A 19,819-nucleotide genomic window follows, 5' to 3' on the forward strand; every position below is an offset into this window, starting at 1 on the left:
AATGCGCTCGGGGACCTGCCTTCCGTCGGGGGCGTGCCGTTTATCTGCCGCGCAAAAGGGAATCTGGTTCGCCCAGCAACTGGCCGGCGAGCTCCCGATCACGATCGCGCAGTACGTCGAGGTCTTCGGCGAGTTGGATATCGATTTGCTCGAGGCGACCAGCCGCGTGGCGGCGAGGGAGTTCGGTTCCGGGTTCTTACGCCTGGTCGATCACGACGGTGAGCTGTATCAACTGGTCGACGATTCTTCCGACAGCGGGATCCGGCGAATCGACTTTCGCGCGGAGGACGACCCGAGCGTCGCCGCGCAGCAGTGGATGCGCCGCGAGTTCAGCACCCCGATAGACCTCCTCCACGATGCGCTCGCCGTCTCGGCGATACTCCGGGTCGGTGACCGGCACTACTACTGGTACTCACGCATTCACCACATCGCCCTCGACGGCTACGGCGCCATGACGCTGATGCAGCGTATTGCCGAGTTGTATACGGCCGCAGGTGCCGGTGTCGAGGCCCCGCCGCTCCACGTGCTGGACCTCGCGCAGATCGTTGAAATCGATGCTGCCTACCGGAACTCGGATCGCTTCGAAGCGGATCGGCGGTATTGGGCGGAACGGACCTCGGGACTGCCGGAGCCTGCGAGCCTGGCCGGGCGGTCGGCACCCGTCGAGGCGCATCCGCGAGTGGCCAGCGCGGCCTTGTCACCCGACGTAGCCTCAATGCTCGATTCGGTCGTCTCGAAGCACAACTCGAGTGCGGCACCGGTCTTGGTCGCTGCGCTTGCCGGCTTCCTGTGCCGGATGACAGGCAGATCGGACATCGTACTCAGTCTGCCGGTGTCGGCCCGAACGACCGCACCGCTGCGGCGGTCAGGCGGCATGGTGGCCAATGTCGTGCCGTTGCAACTCGAGGTGGGCGCGGACGCGACGATCGGGGCCCTGATCAAGTCCGCACAGCTCGAGTTGACCGGGGCGCTGCGGAGGCAGCGGTACCGCCGTGAGGACATCTGCCGTGATCTCGGCAGGGACATCAGCCGCAATCGCTCGTTTGGCCCGACTCTCAACATCATGCCGGCCGACCGAGAGATCCGGCTGGGCCCGCACCTCGGCCGACTGCACGTGTTGACGTCCGGGCTCGTCGACGATCTTTTCGTCAACATCTACCCGAGCGTGGGGGGCACCACCACACACATCGACTTCCAGGCCAACCCGAGCCTGTACGACGACGACGTTCTCGATCGTCATCACCACCGCTTGTTCCTATTTCTCGACCGCTTCCTTTCTGCCGATGCGGGGAGTCGGGTCGGTGACCTCGACATCCTCGACGCCGACGAACGACGGAACCTGCTCGACCGCACCGGCGGCCCCGAACACCCCGCAACGACACTGCCACAACTGCTCACCACCGCCGCAGCACACGACCGCACCGCACCGGCGGTGATATACCGAGACCACCACCTGTCCTACGAACAACTCGACACCGCATCCTCCCAACTCGCACGGATCCTGATCGCCGAAGGCATCGGCACCGAAAACACAGTCGCCATCGCACTCCCCCGCTCCCCCGACGCGATCCTCGCAGTCTGGGCGACCACCAAAACCGGCGCCGCATTCCTCCCCATCGACCCGAACTACCCGAAAGACCGCATCACCCACATGCTCTCGGACTCCCGAGCCGCACTCGGGCTGACCACCGCCGAGCACGCCACCACCCTGCCCGGACCACTGCCGTGGCTCGCCATCGACACCCCCGACATCCAAACCCGCTGCAACACCATCGATCCAGGACCCATCACCGACGCCGACCGACTCCGACCCCTGCACACCACCAACACCGCCTACCTGCTCTACACCTCCGGCTCCACCGGCACCCCCAAAGGCGTCGTCGTCACCCACCAGGGGCTGGCCAACCTCGCCGCCGAACAACACGAACGATTCACCACCACCCCCCACTCCCGCACCCTGGCCGTGGCATCACCGAGCTTCGACGCCTCGGTCTTCGAACTGCTCCTCGCCGCCGGAGCCGGCGCCACCATGGTCATCGCCCCACCCACCGTCTTCGGCGGCGACGAACTCACCCACCTCCTCCACACCAACCACATCACCCACGCCGTGATCACACCCGCCGCACTGGCCACCATCGACCCCACCCACCTCCACACCCTGCACACCGTCCTCTCGGCCGGCGAAGCCTGCACCCCCGACCTGCTCACCCGCTGGACCACACACACCGACACCTCCCCCACCCACACCCCCCGCCGCTTCTTCAACGGCTACGGCCCCACCGAAACCACCGTGATGAGCAACTGCAGCGGACCACTGCCCCCCGGCGGCCCCATCACCATCGGCGGCCCGATCCGCGGCACCCACGCCTACGTCCTCGACGACCGACTCCGCCCCGTCCCCACCGGCGTGACCGCAGAACTACACCTCGCCGGGATCCAACTGGCCCGCGGATACCACAACCGACCCGCACTGACCGCCGAACGGTTCGTCGCCAACCCCTACGGCCCACCCGGCCAACGCATGTACCGCACCGGCGACCTCGTCCGCTGGCACCCCGACGGCACCCTCGAATTCCTCGGCCGCCGCGACCTCCAAATCAAACTCCGCGGCCACCGCATCGAACTCGCCGAAATCGAAGCAACCCTCACCACCCACCCCGACATCACCCACGCCGCAGTGACAGTCCACAAGGGCCCAGTCACCGAACAACTGGTGGCCTACGTGGTGCCGGCCCCGGGCGCCCAAATCGACCCCGCTCGGGTCCGCGCCTTCGCCGCCGACCGCCTCCCCGACTACATGCTGCCCGACCCCATCACCGTCCTCGACCGACTACCGCTGACCCCCAACGGCAAGATCGACCGGCGAGCACTCCCCGCACCAGCACCGTTGAACCGACAGTTCCGACCACCGGTCACCCCCACCGAACAGACCATCGCCGACGTCTTCACCGACGTCCTCGAGCTCGACCGCGTCGGGGTTGACGAGTCGTTCTTCGCTCTAGGTGGCGACAGCATCGTCGCGATTCAGTTGGTGTCGCGCGCGAAAGCCCGGGGCGTGGTGTTCTCCTCACGCGATGTTTTCGAGCGCAGGACTGTTAGCGGCTTGGCTGAAGTCGCGCAGCGTCCCGAGGACTCGGGACTACCGGTGGCCCTCGAGGAGTTGCCGGGTGGCGGTATCGGGTGGATGCCGCTGACCCCGGTCGCGCGGGCGCTGATCGAGCGGGGCGGTGGCTTCGGTCGATTCTCGCAACACATGTTGGTGGAGTTGCCGCCCGGAATTGAGCGCGGTGAGTTGGTGGCGACGATCGAGGCCGTCCTCGATCACCACGACATTTTCCGCTCACGACTCGTCGGCGACGAGCGCGGGTGGGGTCTCGAAGTCGGTGGGTCGGATGCCATCGATGTGGACGGCCTTGTTCGTCGGGTGGAGGTCACCGCCGATCTCGACGAGGAAGCCGCGGCGGCGTTGGCGTCGGCGCAATTGGATGCGGCGTTGGGGCGGTTGGCGCCGACGACGGGTGTGATGGTGCAGTTCGTGTGGCTCGATTTCCGGTCGGAATGCAGCACCGCGCAGCGGCCGGGCCGGCTGCTGATCGTCGCGCACCACCTGGTGATCGACGGGGTGTCGTGGCGGATAATCCTGCCGGACTTGGCCTCCGCGTGGGCGCAGGTGTCCGCTGGGCACACTCCGGTGTTGGATCCCGCCGGAACGTCGATGCGTCGGTGGGCGCACGCGTTGGTCGAGGAGTCGTCGGCCCCGGCGCGGCTGGCGGAGTTGCCGATGTGGCAGACGCTGCTGCAGGCGCCCGACCCGGTATTGGGCCTCCGCCCGTTCAACGCGGCTATCGATGTGGGATCCACCCTCGACCGGGTCGAGGTGAGCGTACCGGCGCCGGCGGTGGCATCACTCCTGACGACCTTGCCGACACTGTTCCACGGCGGCGTCGAGGATGGACTGCTGGCGGCATTGGCATTGGCCGTCTGCCGGTGGCGGCGCGCACGACAGGTCTCCGAATCCTCGACGCTGATCCAACTCGAAGGACACGGCCGTCAGGAGCAGATTGCCGCGGGAGCGGATCTGTCTCGGACGGTGGGATGGTTCACCACAGTGTTTCCGGTGCGTCTGGATATCGGGGCCGCCGACCTCGACGAGGCCTTCGCCGGTGGCGCCGCGGCCGGTGTGGTGGTCAAGTCGATCAAGGAGCAGCTGAGGTCCATACCGGACAGGGGAATCGGCTACGGGCTCCTGCGCTACCTCAATCACGAGACAGCCGAGCAGTTGCGGTCGCTGCCGGTCGGCCAGATCAGCTTCAACTACCTGGGCCGGGTGTCTGGCGGTGGTTCACCGAACGAGGTGCCGGGGGCCGAGTGGGCACCGTGCGGCCATCTCGGCGACATCGCCGCTCCGGGAGATGCCGACATGCCGGCGAACGGCGTCGTCGACATCAATGCGATCGTCACCGACGGCAGCGAGGGTCCGGTGCTGGGCGCCACGTTCACGTTCCCGACGGGTGCAATCGGGCGGACCGAGGTGCAGGACTTGGCGGGAGAATGGTGTGCTGCGCTCGCCGCGCTCGCCACCCATGCGCAGACCCCCGACGCCGGCGGGCTGACACCGTCGGATCTACCGTTGGTCACCACACGGCAATCGGACATCGACCGCTGGGAAGCGGCGTATCCGGCGGTGACGGACGTGTGGCCCCTGACGCCGCTGCAGTCGGGTCTGCTGTTCCATGCGCTGTTGGCCGCGTCGTCGGTCGACGTGTACTCGATGCAGGTCGTGTTCACCCTGACGGGCCGGGTGGACGCCACACGGTTGCATGCGGCGGCGCAGGCGGTACTGGATCGGCACCCGAATCTGCGGGTGGCGTTCGTCGGGGGAGCCGACGGCATACCCGTGCAGCTGGTGCTCGACAAGTTGCCGGTGCCGTGGCGCGAGGTCGATCTACGCGACGTCGACGACGCCGCTCGCCCGGACGCGTTGACGCGACTGCTGGCCGCGGACCAGGCCAGGCATTTCGACATGACCGCACCGCCGTTGATCCGGTTCACACTGGTCACGGCAGCTGAGGACCGGTACGAACTGGTCGTCGCCAACCACCACATCCTGCTCGACGGATGGTCGATGCCACTGCTGATGACGGACTTGCTCGCGCTCTATGCCGCCGGCGACGAGGCGTCGGCGTTGCCTCCCGCCCGTCCGTATCGCAGTTATCTGGAGTGGCGCGCCGAACAGGACGAGGCGGCGTCGCGGCGGGCGTGGGCGGCGGCGCTCGAGGGTGTCGACGGCCCGACTCTGCTCGCCCCGGCCGACCCGGGCCGAGAGATCTCCTCGCGGGCGGGTGAAGTAGCCGCCGATCTCGGCGAGCAAAGGACACGTGCCCTGTCCGAGTTGGCCGCCCGGCTCGATGTCACCGTCAACACGGTGATGCAGGCGGCCTGGGGAATTCTGATGATGCGGATGACCGGCCGCGACGACACGGTCTTCGGCAGCACCGTGTCAGGACGGCCACCCCAGCTCGCAGGCGTGGAATCGATGATCGGGCTGTTCATCAACACGGTGCCGGTCCGGGTGCGCGCGGATCCGGACGAGACGATCACCCAACTGCTGACGCGGATGCACCGTGAACAGGCCGACCTGCTCGACCACCTCTACCTCGGGCTCACCGAGATTCAGCAATCCGCCGGAACAACCGACACCCTCTTCGACACGCTGACGGTGTTCGAGTCGTATCCCGTCGAGCAGGCCACACTGACCGAACAGGCCGACGCACTCGACGGCATCACCCTCGCCGGTGTCAGCGCCAACGACAACACCCACTACCCCCTCGCCCTGAAAATCACCGTCGACACCCAAATCCGACTAAGCCTGACATACCTCCACGATCTGTTCGACGAACCATACGTCCAGGCCCTGCTGCACCGATACCTGCGCGTTCTCGGAGCCATCATTGCCGATGCGGGCAGCCCGGTCGGCGACATCGACATCCTCGACCCCGACGAACGACGGAACCTGCTCGACCGCACCGGCGGCCCCGAACACCCCGCAACGACACTGCCACAACTGCTCACCACCGCCGCAGCACACGACCGCACCGCACCGGCGGTGATATACCGAGACCACCACCTGTCCTACGAACAACTCGACACCGCATCCTCCCAACTCGCACGGATCCTGATCGCCGAAGGCATCGGCACCGAAAACACAGTCGCCATCGCACTCCCCCGCTCCCCCGACGCGATCCTCGCAGTCTGGGCGACCACCAAAACCGGCGCCGCATTCCTCCCCATCGACCCGAACTACCCGAAAGACCGCATCACCCACATGCTCTCGGACTCCCGAGCCGCACTCGGGCTGACCACCGCCGAGCACGCCACCACCCTGCCCGGACCACTGCCGTGGCTCGCCATCGACACCCCCGACATCCAAACCCGCTGCAACACCATCGATCCAGGACCCATCACCGACGCCGACCGACTCCGACCCCTGCACACCACCAACACCGCCTACCTGCTCTACACCTCCGGCTCCACCGGCACCCCCAAAGGCGTCGTCGTCACCCACCAGGGGCTGGCCAACCTCGCCGCCGAACAACACGAACGATTCACCACCACCCCCCACTCCCGCACCCTGGCCGTGGCATCACCGAGCTTCGACGCCTCGGTCTTCGAACTGCTCCTCGCCGCCGGAGCCGGCGCCACCATGGTCATCGCCCCACCCACCGTCTTCGGCGGCGACGAACTCACCCACCTCCTCCACACCAACCACATCACCCACGCCGTGATCACACCCGCCGCACTGGCCACCATCGACCCCACCCACCTCCACACCCTGCACACCGTCCTCTCGGCCGGCGAAGCCTGCACCCCCGACCTGCTCACCCGCTGGACCACACACACCGACACCTCCCCCACCCACACCCCCCGCCGCTTCTTCAACGGCTACGGCCCCACCGAAACCACCGTGATGAGCAACTGCAGCGGACCACTGCCCCCCAGCGGCCCCATCACCATCGGCGGCCCGATCCGCGGCACCCACGCCTACGTCCTCGACGACCGACTCCGCCCCGTCCCCACCGGCGTGACCGCAGAACTACACCTCGCCGGGATCCAACTGGCCCGCGGATACCACAACCGACCCGCACTGACCGCCGAACGGTTCGTCGCCAACCCCTACGGCCCACCCGGCCAACGCATGTACCGCACCGGCGACCTCGTCCGCTGGCACCCCGACGGCACCCTCGAATTCCTCGGCCGCCGCGACCTCCAAGTCAAAATCCGCGGCCACCGCATCGAACTCGGCGAAATCGAAGCAACCCTCACCACCCACCCCGACATCACCCACGCCGCAGTGACAGTCCACCACGACCACCACACCGGCGACCGGTTGGTCGGCTACGTCGTCCCCCGCGACGGCGCCCGCCTCGACCCGGCTCGTGTCCGCGCGTTGGTCGCGGACCGCCTCCCCGACTACATGGTGCCCTCACCGATTACGGTGTTGGATCGTTTGCCGTTGACGGCCAGTGGGAAGGTGGATCGGCGGGCGTTGCCGGCACCGGTGTTTCCGGTGCCGCAGTACCGGGCGCCGGTGACGGTGGCGGAGGGGGTCGTTGCCGGCGTGTTCGCCGACGTCCTCGATCGCGACCGCGTCGGGCTCGACGACGACTTCTTCATCCTGGGCGGCAACTCGCTGCTTGCCACGCAGGTGGTGTCCCGGCTGGGTGCAGCAATGGATGCGCGGGTACCGATGCGGGTGTTGTTCGAGGCGTCGTCGGTGCAGGCACTGTCGACGTGGCTCGAGTCCCGGGCCGCTGCGGGTGCACACACCCCCCTGGTTCCGCGGACCCGACCCGAACACATCCCGCTATCGTATGCGCAGCAACGCATCTGGTTCCTCAACCGGTTCGACCCACACTCACCGGTCTACAACATTCCATTCGCCGTGCGCCTGTCGGGACCATTGGACACGGCCGCACTGCTGGCAGCGATCGCAGACGTCGTGGACCGGCACGAGACCCTCCGGACGATCTACCCCGAATCCGAGGCCGGCCCGCACCAAGTGGTTGTCCCGGCGGCCGAGGTCAGCGGCGGATTCGCTACCGCCTCGGTGACCGAGAACGAGCTCGCCACGCGACTGCTGTCGATGGCCTCGTCCGAGTTCGACGTCACCACATCGGTGCCGGTGCGGGCCGCCTTGTTCGAGACGGCCGAAAACGAGCACGTGCTCGCCGTGGTGCTGCACCACATCTGCGCCGACGGCTCCTCGATCGCCCCGCTGGCCCGGGATCTCATGGCCGCCTATACGGCCCGAACCGGCGGACACACGCCATCGTGGCCACCACTGGCGGCGCAGTACGCCGACTACACCCTGTGGCAACGCGAACTACTCGGCTCCGACGACGACCCGAACTCGTTGCTCGCCCGGCAGCTGACCTACTGGCGTTCCACACTCGACGGGCAACCGGAACAGCTCGAACTGCCCGGGAACCGAACGCCGCCCGCCGTCACCCACCGTGGACGAACCCACACGTTCACCATCGACGCGCCCACCCACCGCGCGGCAGCCGAACTCGCACGACAACACACCGCGACGGTATTCATGGTGCTGCACACCGCATTCGCGGTGTTCCTGGCCCGGACATCGGGAACCGGGGATATCGCGATCGGCACCCCCGTCGCCGGCCGCGGCGACCCGGCCCTCGACGACCTGGTCGGCATGTTCGTCAACACCCTGGTACTGCGAACCCCGGTCGACGGTGCCAGCAGCTTCACCCAACTGCTCACGACGGTGCGAGAAACCGACCTGGCCGCATTCGAGCACGCCGACGTGCCGTTCGAACGGGTGGTCCAGGCCCTCAACCCGGCACGGTCGACCGCCCGACACCCCCTGTTCCAGGTGATGCTCGTCTTCCAGAACCAGGAGCACCCGAAGCTCGAACTGGAGGGGCTGACCGCCCGTGTCGAGGACATCGACCACACCGCCACCCAGTTCGACCTCACGCTGATGGTGAGCGAACGCGTCGATCGCGATGGTGCCGCTCGCGGTCTGACCGCCGCACTGACATACGCGCAGGACCTGTTCGACGAGGACACCATCCGCGGCTTCGCCGACAGATTCACCCGGCTCCTCGAGGCAGTGGTGGCTGATCCCGACAGCCCGGTCGGCGACATCGACATCCTCGACGCCGACGAACGACGGAACCTGCTCGACCGCACCGGCGGCCCCGAACACCCCGCAACGACACTGCCACAACTGCTCACCACCGCCGCAGCACACGACCGCACCGCACCGGCGGTGATATACCGAGACCACCACCTGTCCTACGAACAACTCGACACCGCATCCTCCCAACTCGCACGGATCCTGATCGCCGAAGGCATCGGCACCGAAAACACAGTCGCCATCGCACTCCCCCGCTCCCCCGACGCGATCCTCGCAGTCTGGGCGACCACCAAAACCGGCGCCGCATTCCTCCCCATCGACCCGAACTACCCGAAAGACCGCATCACCCACATGCTCTCGGACTCCCGAGCCGCACTCGGGCTGACCACCGCCGAGCACGCCACCACCCTGCCCGGACCACTGCCGTGGCTCGCCATCGACACCCCCGACATCCAAACCCGCTGCAACACCATCGATCCAGGACCCATCACCGACGCCGACCGACTCCGACCCCTGCACACCACCAACACCGCCTACCTGCTCTACACCTCCGGCTCCACCGGCACCCCCAAAGGCGTCGTCGTCACCCACCAGGGGCTGGCCAACCTCGCCGCCGAACAACACGAACGATTCACCACCACCCCCCACTCCCGCACCCTGGCCGTGGCATCACCGAGCTTCGACGCCTCGGTCTTCGAACTGCTCCTCGCCGCCGGAGCCGGCGCCACCATGGTCATCGCCCCACCCACCGTCTTCGGCGGCGACGAACTCACCCACCTCCTCCACACCAACCACATCACCCACGCCGTGATCACACCCGCCGCACTGGCCACCATCGACCCCACCCACCTCCACACCCTGCACACCGTCCTCTCGGCCGGCGAAGCCTGCACCCCCGACCTGCTCACCCGCTGGACCACACACACCGACACCTCCCCCACCCACACCCCCCGCCGCTTCTTCAACGGCTACGGCCCCACCGAAACCACCGTGATGAGCAACTGCAGCGGACCACTGCCCCCCGGCGGCCCCATCACCATCGGCGGCCCGATCCGCGGCACCCACGCCTACGTCCTCGACGACCGACTCCGCCCCGTCCCCACCGGCGTGACCGCAGAACTACACCTCGCCGGGATCCAACTGGCCCGCGGATACCACAACCGACCCGCACTGACCGCCGAACGGTTCGTCGCCAACCCCTACGGCCCACCCGGCCAACGCATGTACCGCACCGGCGACCTCGTCCGCTGGCACCCCGACGGCACCCTCGAATTCCTCGGCCGCCGCGACCTCCAAATCAAACTCCGCGGCCACCGCATCGAACTCGCCGAAATCGAAGCAACCCTCACCACCCACCCCGACATCACCCACGCCGCAGTGACAGTCCACAAGGGCCCAGTCACCGAACAACTGGTGGCCTACGTGGTGCCGGCCCCGGGCGCCCAAATCGACCCCGCTCGGGTCCGCGCCTTCGCCGCCGACCGCCTCCCCGACTACATGCTGCCCGACCCCATCACCGTCCTCGACCGACTACCGCTGACCCCCAACGGCAAGATCGACCGGCGAGCACTCCCCGCACCAGCACCGTTGAACCGACAGTTCCGACCACCGGTCACCCCCACCGAACAGACCATCGCCGACGTCTTCACCGACGTCCTCGAGCTCGACCGCGTCGGGGTTGACGAGTCGTTCTTCGCTCTAGGTGGCGACAGCATCGTCGCGATTCAGTTGGTGTCGCGCGCGAAAGCCCGGGGCGTGGTGTTCTCCTCACGCGATGTTTTCGAGCGCAGGACTGTTAGCGGCTTGGCTGAAGTCGCGCAGCGTCCCGAGGACTCGGGACTACCGGTGGCCCTCGAGGAGTTGCCGGGTGGCGGTATCGGGTGGATGCCGCTGACCCCGGTCGCGCGGGCGCTGATCGAGCGGGGCGGTGGCTTCGGTCGATTCTCGCAACACATGTTGGTGGAGTTGCCGCCCGGAATTGAGCGCGGTGAGTTGGTGGCGACGATCGAGGCCGTCCTCGATCACCACGACATTTTCCGCTCACGACTCGTCGGCGACGAGCGCGGGTGGGGTCTCGAAGTCGGTGGGTCGGATGCCATCGATGTGGACGGCCTTGTTCGTCGGGTGGAGGTCACCGCCGATCTCGACGAGGAAGCCGCGGCGGCGTTGGCGTCGGCGCAATTGGATGCGGCGTTGGGGCGGTTGGCGCCGACGACGGGTGTGATGGTGCAGTTCGTGTGGCTCGATTTCCGGTCGGAATGCAGCACCGCGCAGCGGCCGGGCCGGCTGCTGATCGTCGCGCACCACCTGGTGATCGACGGGGTGTCGTGGCGGATAATCCTGCCGGACTTGGCCTCCGCGTGGGCGCAGGTGTCCGCTGGGCACACTCCGGTGTTGGATCCCGCCGGAACGTCGATGCGTCGGTGGGCGCACGCGTTGGTCGAGGAGTCGTCGGCCCCGGCGCGGCTGGCGGAGTTGCCGATGTGGCAGACGCTGCTGCAGGCGCCCGACCCGGTATTGGGCCTCCGCCCGTTCAACGCGGCTATCGATGTGGGATCCACCCTCGACCGGGTCGAGGTGAGCGTACCGGCGCCGGCGGTGGCATCACTCCTGACGACCTTGCCGACACTGTTCCACGGCGGCGTCGAGGATGGACTGCTGGCGGCATTGGCATTGGCCGTCTGCCGGTGGCGGCGCGCACGACAGGTCTCCGAATCCTCGACGCTGATCCAACTCGAAGGACACGGCCGTCAGGAGCAGATTGCCGCGGGAGCGGATCTGTCTCGGACGGTGGGATGGTTCACCACAGTGTTTCCGGTGCGTCTGGATATCGGGGCCGCCGACCTCGACGAGGCCTTCGCCGGTGGCGCCGCGGCCGGTGTGGTGGTCAAGTCGATCAAGGAGCAGCTGAGGTCCATACCGGACAGGGGAATCGGCTACGGGCTCCTGCGCTACCTCAATCACGAGACAGCCGAGCAGTTGCGGTCGCTGCCGGTCGGCCAGATCAGCTTCAACTACCTGGGCCGGGTGTCTGGCGGTGGTTCACCGAACGAGGTGCCGGGGGCCGAGTGGGCACCGTGCGGCCATCTCGGCGACATCGCCGCTCCGGGAGATGCCGACATGCCGGCGAACGGCGTCGTCGACATCAATGCGATCGTCACCGACGGCAGCGAGGGTCCGGTGCTGGGCGCCACGTTCACGTTCCCGACGGGTGCAATCGGGCGGACCGAGGTGCAGGACTTGGCGGGAGAATGGTGTGCTGCGCTCGCCGCGCTCGCCACCCATGCGCAGACCCCCGACGCCGGCGGGCTGACACCGTCGGATCTACCGTTGGTCACCACACGGCAATCGGACATCGACCGCTGGGAAGCGGCGTATCCGGCGGTGACGGACGTGTGGCCCCTGACGCCGCTGCAGTCGGGTCTGCTGTTCCATGCGCTGTTGGCCGCGTCGTCGGTCGACGTGTACTCGATGCAGGTCGTGTTCACCCTGACGGGCCGGGTGGACGCCACACGGTTGCATGCGGCGGCGCAGGCGGTACTGGATCGGCACCCGAATCTGCGGGTGGCGTTCGTCGGGGGAGCCGACGGCATACCCGTGCAGCTGGTGCTCGACAAGTTGCCGGTGCCGTGGCGCGAGGTCGATCTACGCGACGTCGACGACGCCGCTCGCCCGGACGCGTTGACGCGACTGCTGGCCGCGGACCAGGCCAGGCATTTCGACATGACCGCACCGCCGTTGATCCGGTTCACACTGGTCACGGCAGCTGAGGACCGGTACGAACTGGTCGTCGCCAACCACCACATCCTGCTCGACGGATGGTCGATGCCACTGCTGATGACGGACTTGCTCGCGCTCTATGCCGCCGGCGACGAGGCGTCGGCGTTGCCTCCCGCCCGTCCGTATCGCAGTTATCTGGAGTGGCGCGCCGAACAGGACGAGGCGGCGTCGCGGCGGGCGTGGGCGGCGGCGCTCGAGGGTGTCGACGGCCCGACTCTGCTCGCCCCGGCCGACCCGGGCCGAGAGATCTCCTCGCGGGCGGGTGAAGTAGCCGCCGATCTCGGCGAGCAAAGGACACGTGCCCTGTCCGAGTTGGCCGCCCGGCTCGATGTCACCGTCAACACGGTGATGCAGGCGGCCTGGGGAATTCTGATGATGCGGATGACCGGCCGCGACGACACGGTCTTCGGCAGCACCGTGTCAGGACGGCCACCCCAGCTCGCAGGCGTGGAATCGATGATCGGGCTGTTCATCAACACGGTGCCGGTCCGGGTGCGCGCGGATCCGGACGAGACGATCACCCAACTGCTGACGCGGATGCACCGTGAACAGGCCGACCTGCTCGACCACCTCTACCTCGGGCTCACCGAGATTCAGCAATCCGCCGGAACAACCGACACCCTCTTCGACACGCTGACGGTGTTCGAGTCGTATCCCGTCGAGCAGGCCACACTGACCGAACAGGCCGACGCACTCGACGGCATCACCCTCGCCGGTGTCAGCGCCAACGACAACACCCACTACCCCCTCGCCCTGAAAATCACCGTCGACACCCAAATCCGACTAAGCCTGACATACCTCCACGATCTGTTCGACGAACCATACGTCCAGGCCCTGCTGCACCGATACCTGCGCGTTCTCGGAGCCATCATTGCCGATGCGGGCAGCCCGGTCGGCGACATCGACATCCTCGACCCCACCGAAAAACAGCTGATCCTCGAGGACTGGAACCACACCGATCATGCGACAACCACCGACACACTGGTGTCGATCTTCGGTGCGCAGGTCGCGCGCACACCCGACGCGCCCGCGGTGGTGGACGGAAACCGAACACTGTCCTACGCCGAGTTCGATGCACGCGTCAATCGCCTCGCCCGACACCTGATCACCCAGGGAGTGGGCCCGGAAACCATCGTGGCACTGCGGATGCGCCGCTCCCTCGACTTCGTCGTCGGCGTCTACGCGACCCTCACCGCCGGTGCAGCTTATCTGCCCATCGACCCCCACCACCCAGCCGAGCGCACACACTTCATACTCGCAGTGGCACAACCCACCTGCATTCTGACCACCACCCACGACGAGCAAGTCGATCTGCCCGACCCGGTACCGGTCCTCCACCTCGACACCATCGATCTGTCACCGCTGTCCGCGGCGCCGGTCACCGACGCGGACCGTCGCGCACCACTACGCCTGCAGAACACGGCCTACGTGATGTTCACCTCGGGATCGACCGGCCGGCCGAAGGGGGTGACCGTGGCGCACAGCGCGATCGTCAACGAGGTGCAGTGGGTTGCGTTCGACTACGGCTTGGGTGACCGTCTTCTGCAGAGCAACGCGGTGACCTTCGACGCATCGACCCCCGATCTCTTCGCACCGCTGCAGGTCGGCGGATGCGTGGTCTTGGCAGGGCCCGACGGCCAACGCGACCCCGACTACCTCGCCGAACTCATCCGCACCCAAGCGATTACCCACATGTCGTCGGTGCCGACGGTACTGACCGCCCTGATGGCCAGCCGATCACCCGACGTCCTCCGCGGCGTGCGGGTGGTCTACCTCGGCGGTGAATCACTGTCCGGGCAGACGGTCGCGCGGTTGGCGGAGTTCGGTCCTGCGACGGTGTGGAACCAGTACGGGCCCACCGAAACCACCGTCAGCGTCATCTGTCACCGCTGCACCCAGCACGAAGAGTCGGTGGTGCCCATCGGCACACCGCAGATCAACTGCCACGCCTACGTCCTGGATCATCGCTTGCATCCGGTACCGGTGGGGTTGGTGGGCGAGTTGTATGTGGCCGGGGTCCAGCTGGCCCGCGGATACCACAACCGGCCCGCACTGACCGCCGAACGGTTCGTCGCCAACCCCTACGGCCCACCCGGCGAACGCATGTACCGCACCGGCGACCTGGTGCGCTGGCACCCCGACGGCACCCTCGAATTCCTCGGCCGCCGCGACCTCCAAGTCAAAATCCGCGGCCACCGCATCGAACTCGGCGAAATCGAAGCAACCCTCACCACCCACCCCGACATCACCCACGCCGCAGTGACAGTCCACCACGACCACCACACCGGCGACCGGTTGGTCGGCTACGTCGTCCCCCGCGACGGCGCCCGCCTCGACCCGGCTCGTGTCCGCGCGTTGGTCGCGGACCGCCTCCCCGACTACATGGTGCCCTCACCGATTACGGTGTTGGATCGTTTGCCGTTGACGGCCAGTGGGAAGGTGGATCGGCGGGCGTTGCCGGCACCGGTGTTTCCGGTGCCGCAGTACCGGGCGCCGGTGACGGTGGCGGAGGGGGTCGTTGCCGGCGTGTTCGCCGACGTCCTCGATCGCGACCGCGTCGGGCTCGACGACGACTTCTTCATCCTGGGCGGCAACTCGCTGCTTGCCACGCAGGTGGTGTCCCGGCTGGGTGCAGCAATGGATGCGCGGGTACCGATGCGGGTGTTGTTCGAGGCGTCGTCGGTGCAGGCACTGTCGACGTGGCTCGAGTCCCGGGCCGCTGCGGGTGCACACACCCCCCTGGTTCCGCGGACCCGACCCGAACACATCCCGCTATCGTATGCGCAGCAACGCATCTGGTTCCTCAACCGGTTCGACCCACACTCACCGGTCTACAACATTCCATTCGCCGTGCGCCTGTCGGGACCATTGGACACGGCCGCACTGCTGGCAGCGATCGCAGACGTCGTGGACCGGCACGAGACCCTCCGGACGATCTACCCCGAATCCGAGGCCGGCCCGCACCAAGTGGTTGTCCCGGCGGCCGAGGTCAGCGGCGGATTCGCTACCGCCTCGGTGACCGAGAACGAGCTCGCCACGCGACTGCTGTCGATGGCCTCGTCCGAGTTCGACGTCACCACATCGGTGCCGGTGCGGGCCGCCTTGTTCGAGACGGCCGAAAACGAGCACGTGCTCGCCGTGGTGCTGCACCACATCTGCGCCGACGGCTCCTCGATCGCCCCGCTGGCCCGGGATCTCATGGCCGCCTATACGGCCCGAACCGGCGGACACACGCCATCGTGGCCACCACTGGCGGCGCAGTACGCCGACTACACCCTGTGGCAACGCGAACTACTCGGCTCCGACGACGACCCGAACTCGTTGCTCGCCCGGCAGCTGACCTACTGGCGTTCCACACTCGACGGGCAACCGGAACAGCTCGAACTGCCCGGGAACCGAACGCCGCCCGCCGTCACCCACCGTGGACGAACCCACACGTTCACCATCGACGCGCCCACCCACCGCGCGGCAGCCGAACTCGCACGACAACACACCGCGACGGTATTCATGGTGCTGCACACCGCATTCGCGGTGTTCCTGGCCCGGACATCGGGAACCGGGGATATCGCGATCGGCACCCCCGTCGCCGGCCGCGGCGACCCGGCCCTCGACGACCTGGTCGGCATGTTCGTCAACACCCTGGTACTGCGAACCCCGGTCGACGGTGCCAGCAGCTTCACCCAACTGCTCACGACGGTGCGAGAAACCGACCTGGCCGCATTCGAGCACGCCGACGTGCCGTTCGAACGGGTGGTCCAGGCCCTCAACCCGGCACGGTCGACCGCCCGACACCCCCTGTTCCAGGTGATGCTCGTCTTCCAGAACCAGGAGCACCCGAAGCTCGAACTGGAGGGGCTGACCGCCCGTGTCGAGGACATCGACCACACCGCCACCCAGTTCGACCTCACGCTGATGGTGAGCGAACGCGTCGATCGCGATGGTGCCGCTCGCGGTCTGACCGCCGCACTGACATACGCGCAGGACCTGTTCGACGAGGACACCATCCGCGGCTTCGCCGACAGATTCACCCGGCTCCTCGAGGCAGGGGTGGCCGATCCCGACAGCCCGGTCGGCGACATCGACATCCTCGACCCCACCGAAAAACAGCTGATCCTCGAGGACTGGAACCACACCGATCATGCGACAACCACCGACACACTGGTGTCGATCTTCGGTGCGCAGGTCGCGCGCACACCCGACGCGCCCGCGGTGGTGGACGGAAACCGAACACTGTCCTACGCCGAGTTCGATGCACGCGTCAATCGCCTCGCCCGACACCTGATCACCCAGGGAGTGGGCCCGGAAACCATCGTGGCACTGCGGATGCGCCGCTCCCTCGACTTCGTCGTCGGCGTCTACGCGACCCTCACCGCCGGTGCAGCTTATCTGCCCATCGACCCCCACCACCCGGCCGAGCGCACACACTTCATACTCGCAGTGGCACAACCCACCTGCATTCTGACCACCACCCACGACGAGCAAGTCGATCTGCCCGACCCGGTACCGGTCCTCCACCTCGACACCATCGATCTGTCACCGCTGTCCGCGGCGCCGGTCACCGACGCGGACCGTCGCGCACCACTACGCCTGCAGAACACGGCCTACGTGATGTTCACCTCGGGATCGACCGGCCGCCCGAAGGGGGTGGCCGTTGCGCACACCGCAATCGTCAATCAGGTGCGGTGGGTGGTCGAGGCGTTCGATCACCGTGCCGGTGACCGTCTTTTGCAGAGCAACGCGGTGACCTTCGACGCGTCGACCCCCGATCTCTTCGCTCCGCTGCAGGTCGGCGGATGCGTGGTGTTGGCAGGGCCCGACGGCCAACGCGACCCCGACTACCTCGCCGAACTCATCCGGGCACAGAAGGTCACTCACGTGGCGTCGGTGCCGACGGTGCTAACCAGTCTCATGGCGAGCCGGTCGTCGGACGCTCTCGATGGGTTGAAGGTGGTCTACCTCGGCGGTGAATCACTGTCCGGGCAGACGGTCGCGCGGTTGGCGGAGTTCGGTCCTGCGACGGTGTGGAACCAGTACGGGCCCACCGAAACCACCGTCAGCGTCATCTGTCACCGCTGCACCCAGCACGAAGAGTCGGTGGTGCCCATCGGCACACCGCAGATCAACTGCCACGCCTACGTCCTGGATCATCGCTTGCATCCGGTACCGGTGGGGTTGGTGGGCGAGTTGTATGTGGCCGGGGTCCAGCTGGCCCGCGGATACCACAACCGGCCCGCACTGACCGCCGAACGGTTCGTCGCCAACCCCTACGGCCCACCCGGCGAACGCATGTACCGCACCGGCGACCTGGTGCGCTGGCACCCCGACGGCACCCTCGAATTCCTCGGCCGCCGCGACCTCCAAGTCAAAATCCGCGGCCACCGCATCGAACTCGGCGAAATCGAAGCAACCCTCACCACCCACCCCGACATCACCCACGCCGTCGCCGCCGTACACAAGGGCCCAGTCACCGAGCAACTGGTGGCCTACGTGGTGCCGACCCCGGGCGCCCACCTCGACCCCGCTCGGGTCCGCGCCTTCGCCGCCGACCGCCTCCCCGACTACATGCTGCCCGACCCCATCACCGTCCTCGACCGACTACCGCTGACCGCCAACGGCAAGATCGACCGGCAAGCACTACCCACCCCGGTGCTCCCGACACCGCAGTACCGGGCGCCGGTCACGGCGGTGGAGGGGGTCGTTGCCTGGGTGTTCGCCGACGTCCTCGGCCGTGACCGAATCGGACTCGACGACGACTTCTTCACCCTGGGAGGCAACTCGCTGCTCGCCACACAAGCGGTGTCGCGGCTGCGAGAGGCTCTCGGCGTCGAGATCCAAGTAATGTGGCTCTTCACCGACTCCACAGTGGAAGCGATCGCCAGTAGAGTCGAGGCGGTCTCCGACGGGTCGACACGTATCGCGCCGACCGGACCTTCGGCATTCGACGTCCTGTTCCCGATCACATCAGCTGGGGATTCCGACCCGATATTTTGCATACACCCGGCTAGCGGATTGGCCTGGTGCTACGCAGGTTTGGCTCGATATACCGAACCGGGACGGCGAATCTACGGGCTGCAATCCCCCGAACTCGTCGAAGACGACCCGCATCCCCGTTCGATCGAGCAGTTGGCGGAGCAATACGTCAGGGAGATCCAGGCCGTGCAATCAGATGGGCCGTATCACCTGCTCGGCTGGTCCTTGGGCGGAGTTATTGCCCACGCCGTAGCCACACGACTCCGCCTTCTCGGGAAGCAGGTCTCGATGCTGGCGATGTTGGACTGCCGGTTCCGCGAAGCGGAATCGACTGCAAACCAGGAATTCACTGTTGAAGACATCCTGGTCGAGCTAGCCGATCTGTTTGGATTCGGTGCCGAAGACTTCGATGCCGCGGGAGAAACCATGTCGGCTGAACAAGCGACCGAACTGATTCATCTGCGAACCGGAGCATTCGAGTTTCTCCAGCCATCACACGTGAAGCGGATCGTCGAATCCTTCAATGACGCGCCACGGTTGGTCGCCGACTACCGCCCCGCCGTGTTCGACGGAGACATGGTTTTCTTCGCCGCCGCAGCTGGCGAGATGACCCAGGACGTTGCCGAAAGTTGTTGGAAACCATACATAACTGGTTCAATCGACTACTATCCCATCGATGCCACGCATATTCGTATGACCACGCCACGTGCCTTGGCAGAGATTGCACGAGTTCTCAACACCTACCTCGTCGACCCTGCCGGTTAGTTGCGGTTCGGCATCGGCGAGCGCCAGCTCTGCCGGGTTCGTTAGCGCGCCCACCAGGAGCGGCAGATGACCGGCGCCATGATCGGGAAATCCACCACTATCTCGTACAAGAGGCCAGAACCTGGTTGATCCCGAGCCGAT

1 protein-coding gene is annotated in these 19,819 nt (G+C 66.9%); it reads left to right on the forward strand.

The window, feature by feature from the left end:
* The first annotated feature begins 1 nt into the window (after position 1).
* Positions 2 to 19,678 (forward strand): non-ribosomal peptide synthase/polyketide synthase, encoded by a 19,677-nt coding sequence (locus tag JVH1_RS02825; protein ID WP_371112935.1) that lies wholly within the window; start codon positions 2 to 4, stop codon positions 19,676 to 19,678.
* Positions 19,679 to 19,819: the final 141 nt, after the last annotated feature.

The sequence above is a fragment of the Rhodococcus sp. JVH1 genome, from assembly GCF_000280725.2.
Lineage (GTDB): Bacteria > Actinomycetota > Actinomycetes > Mycobacteriales > Mycobacteriaceae > Rhodococcus_F > Rhodococcus_F jostii_A.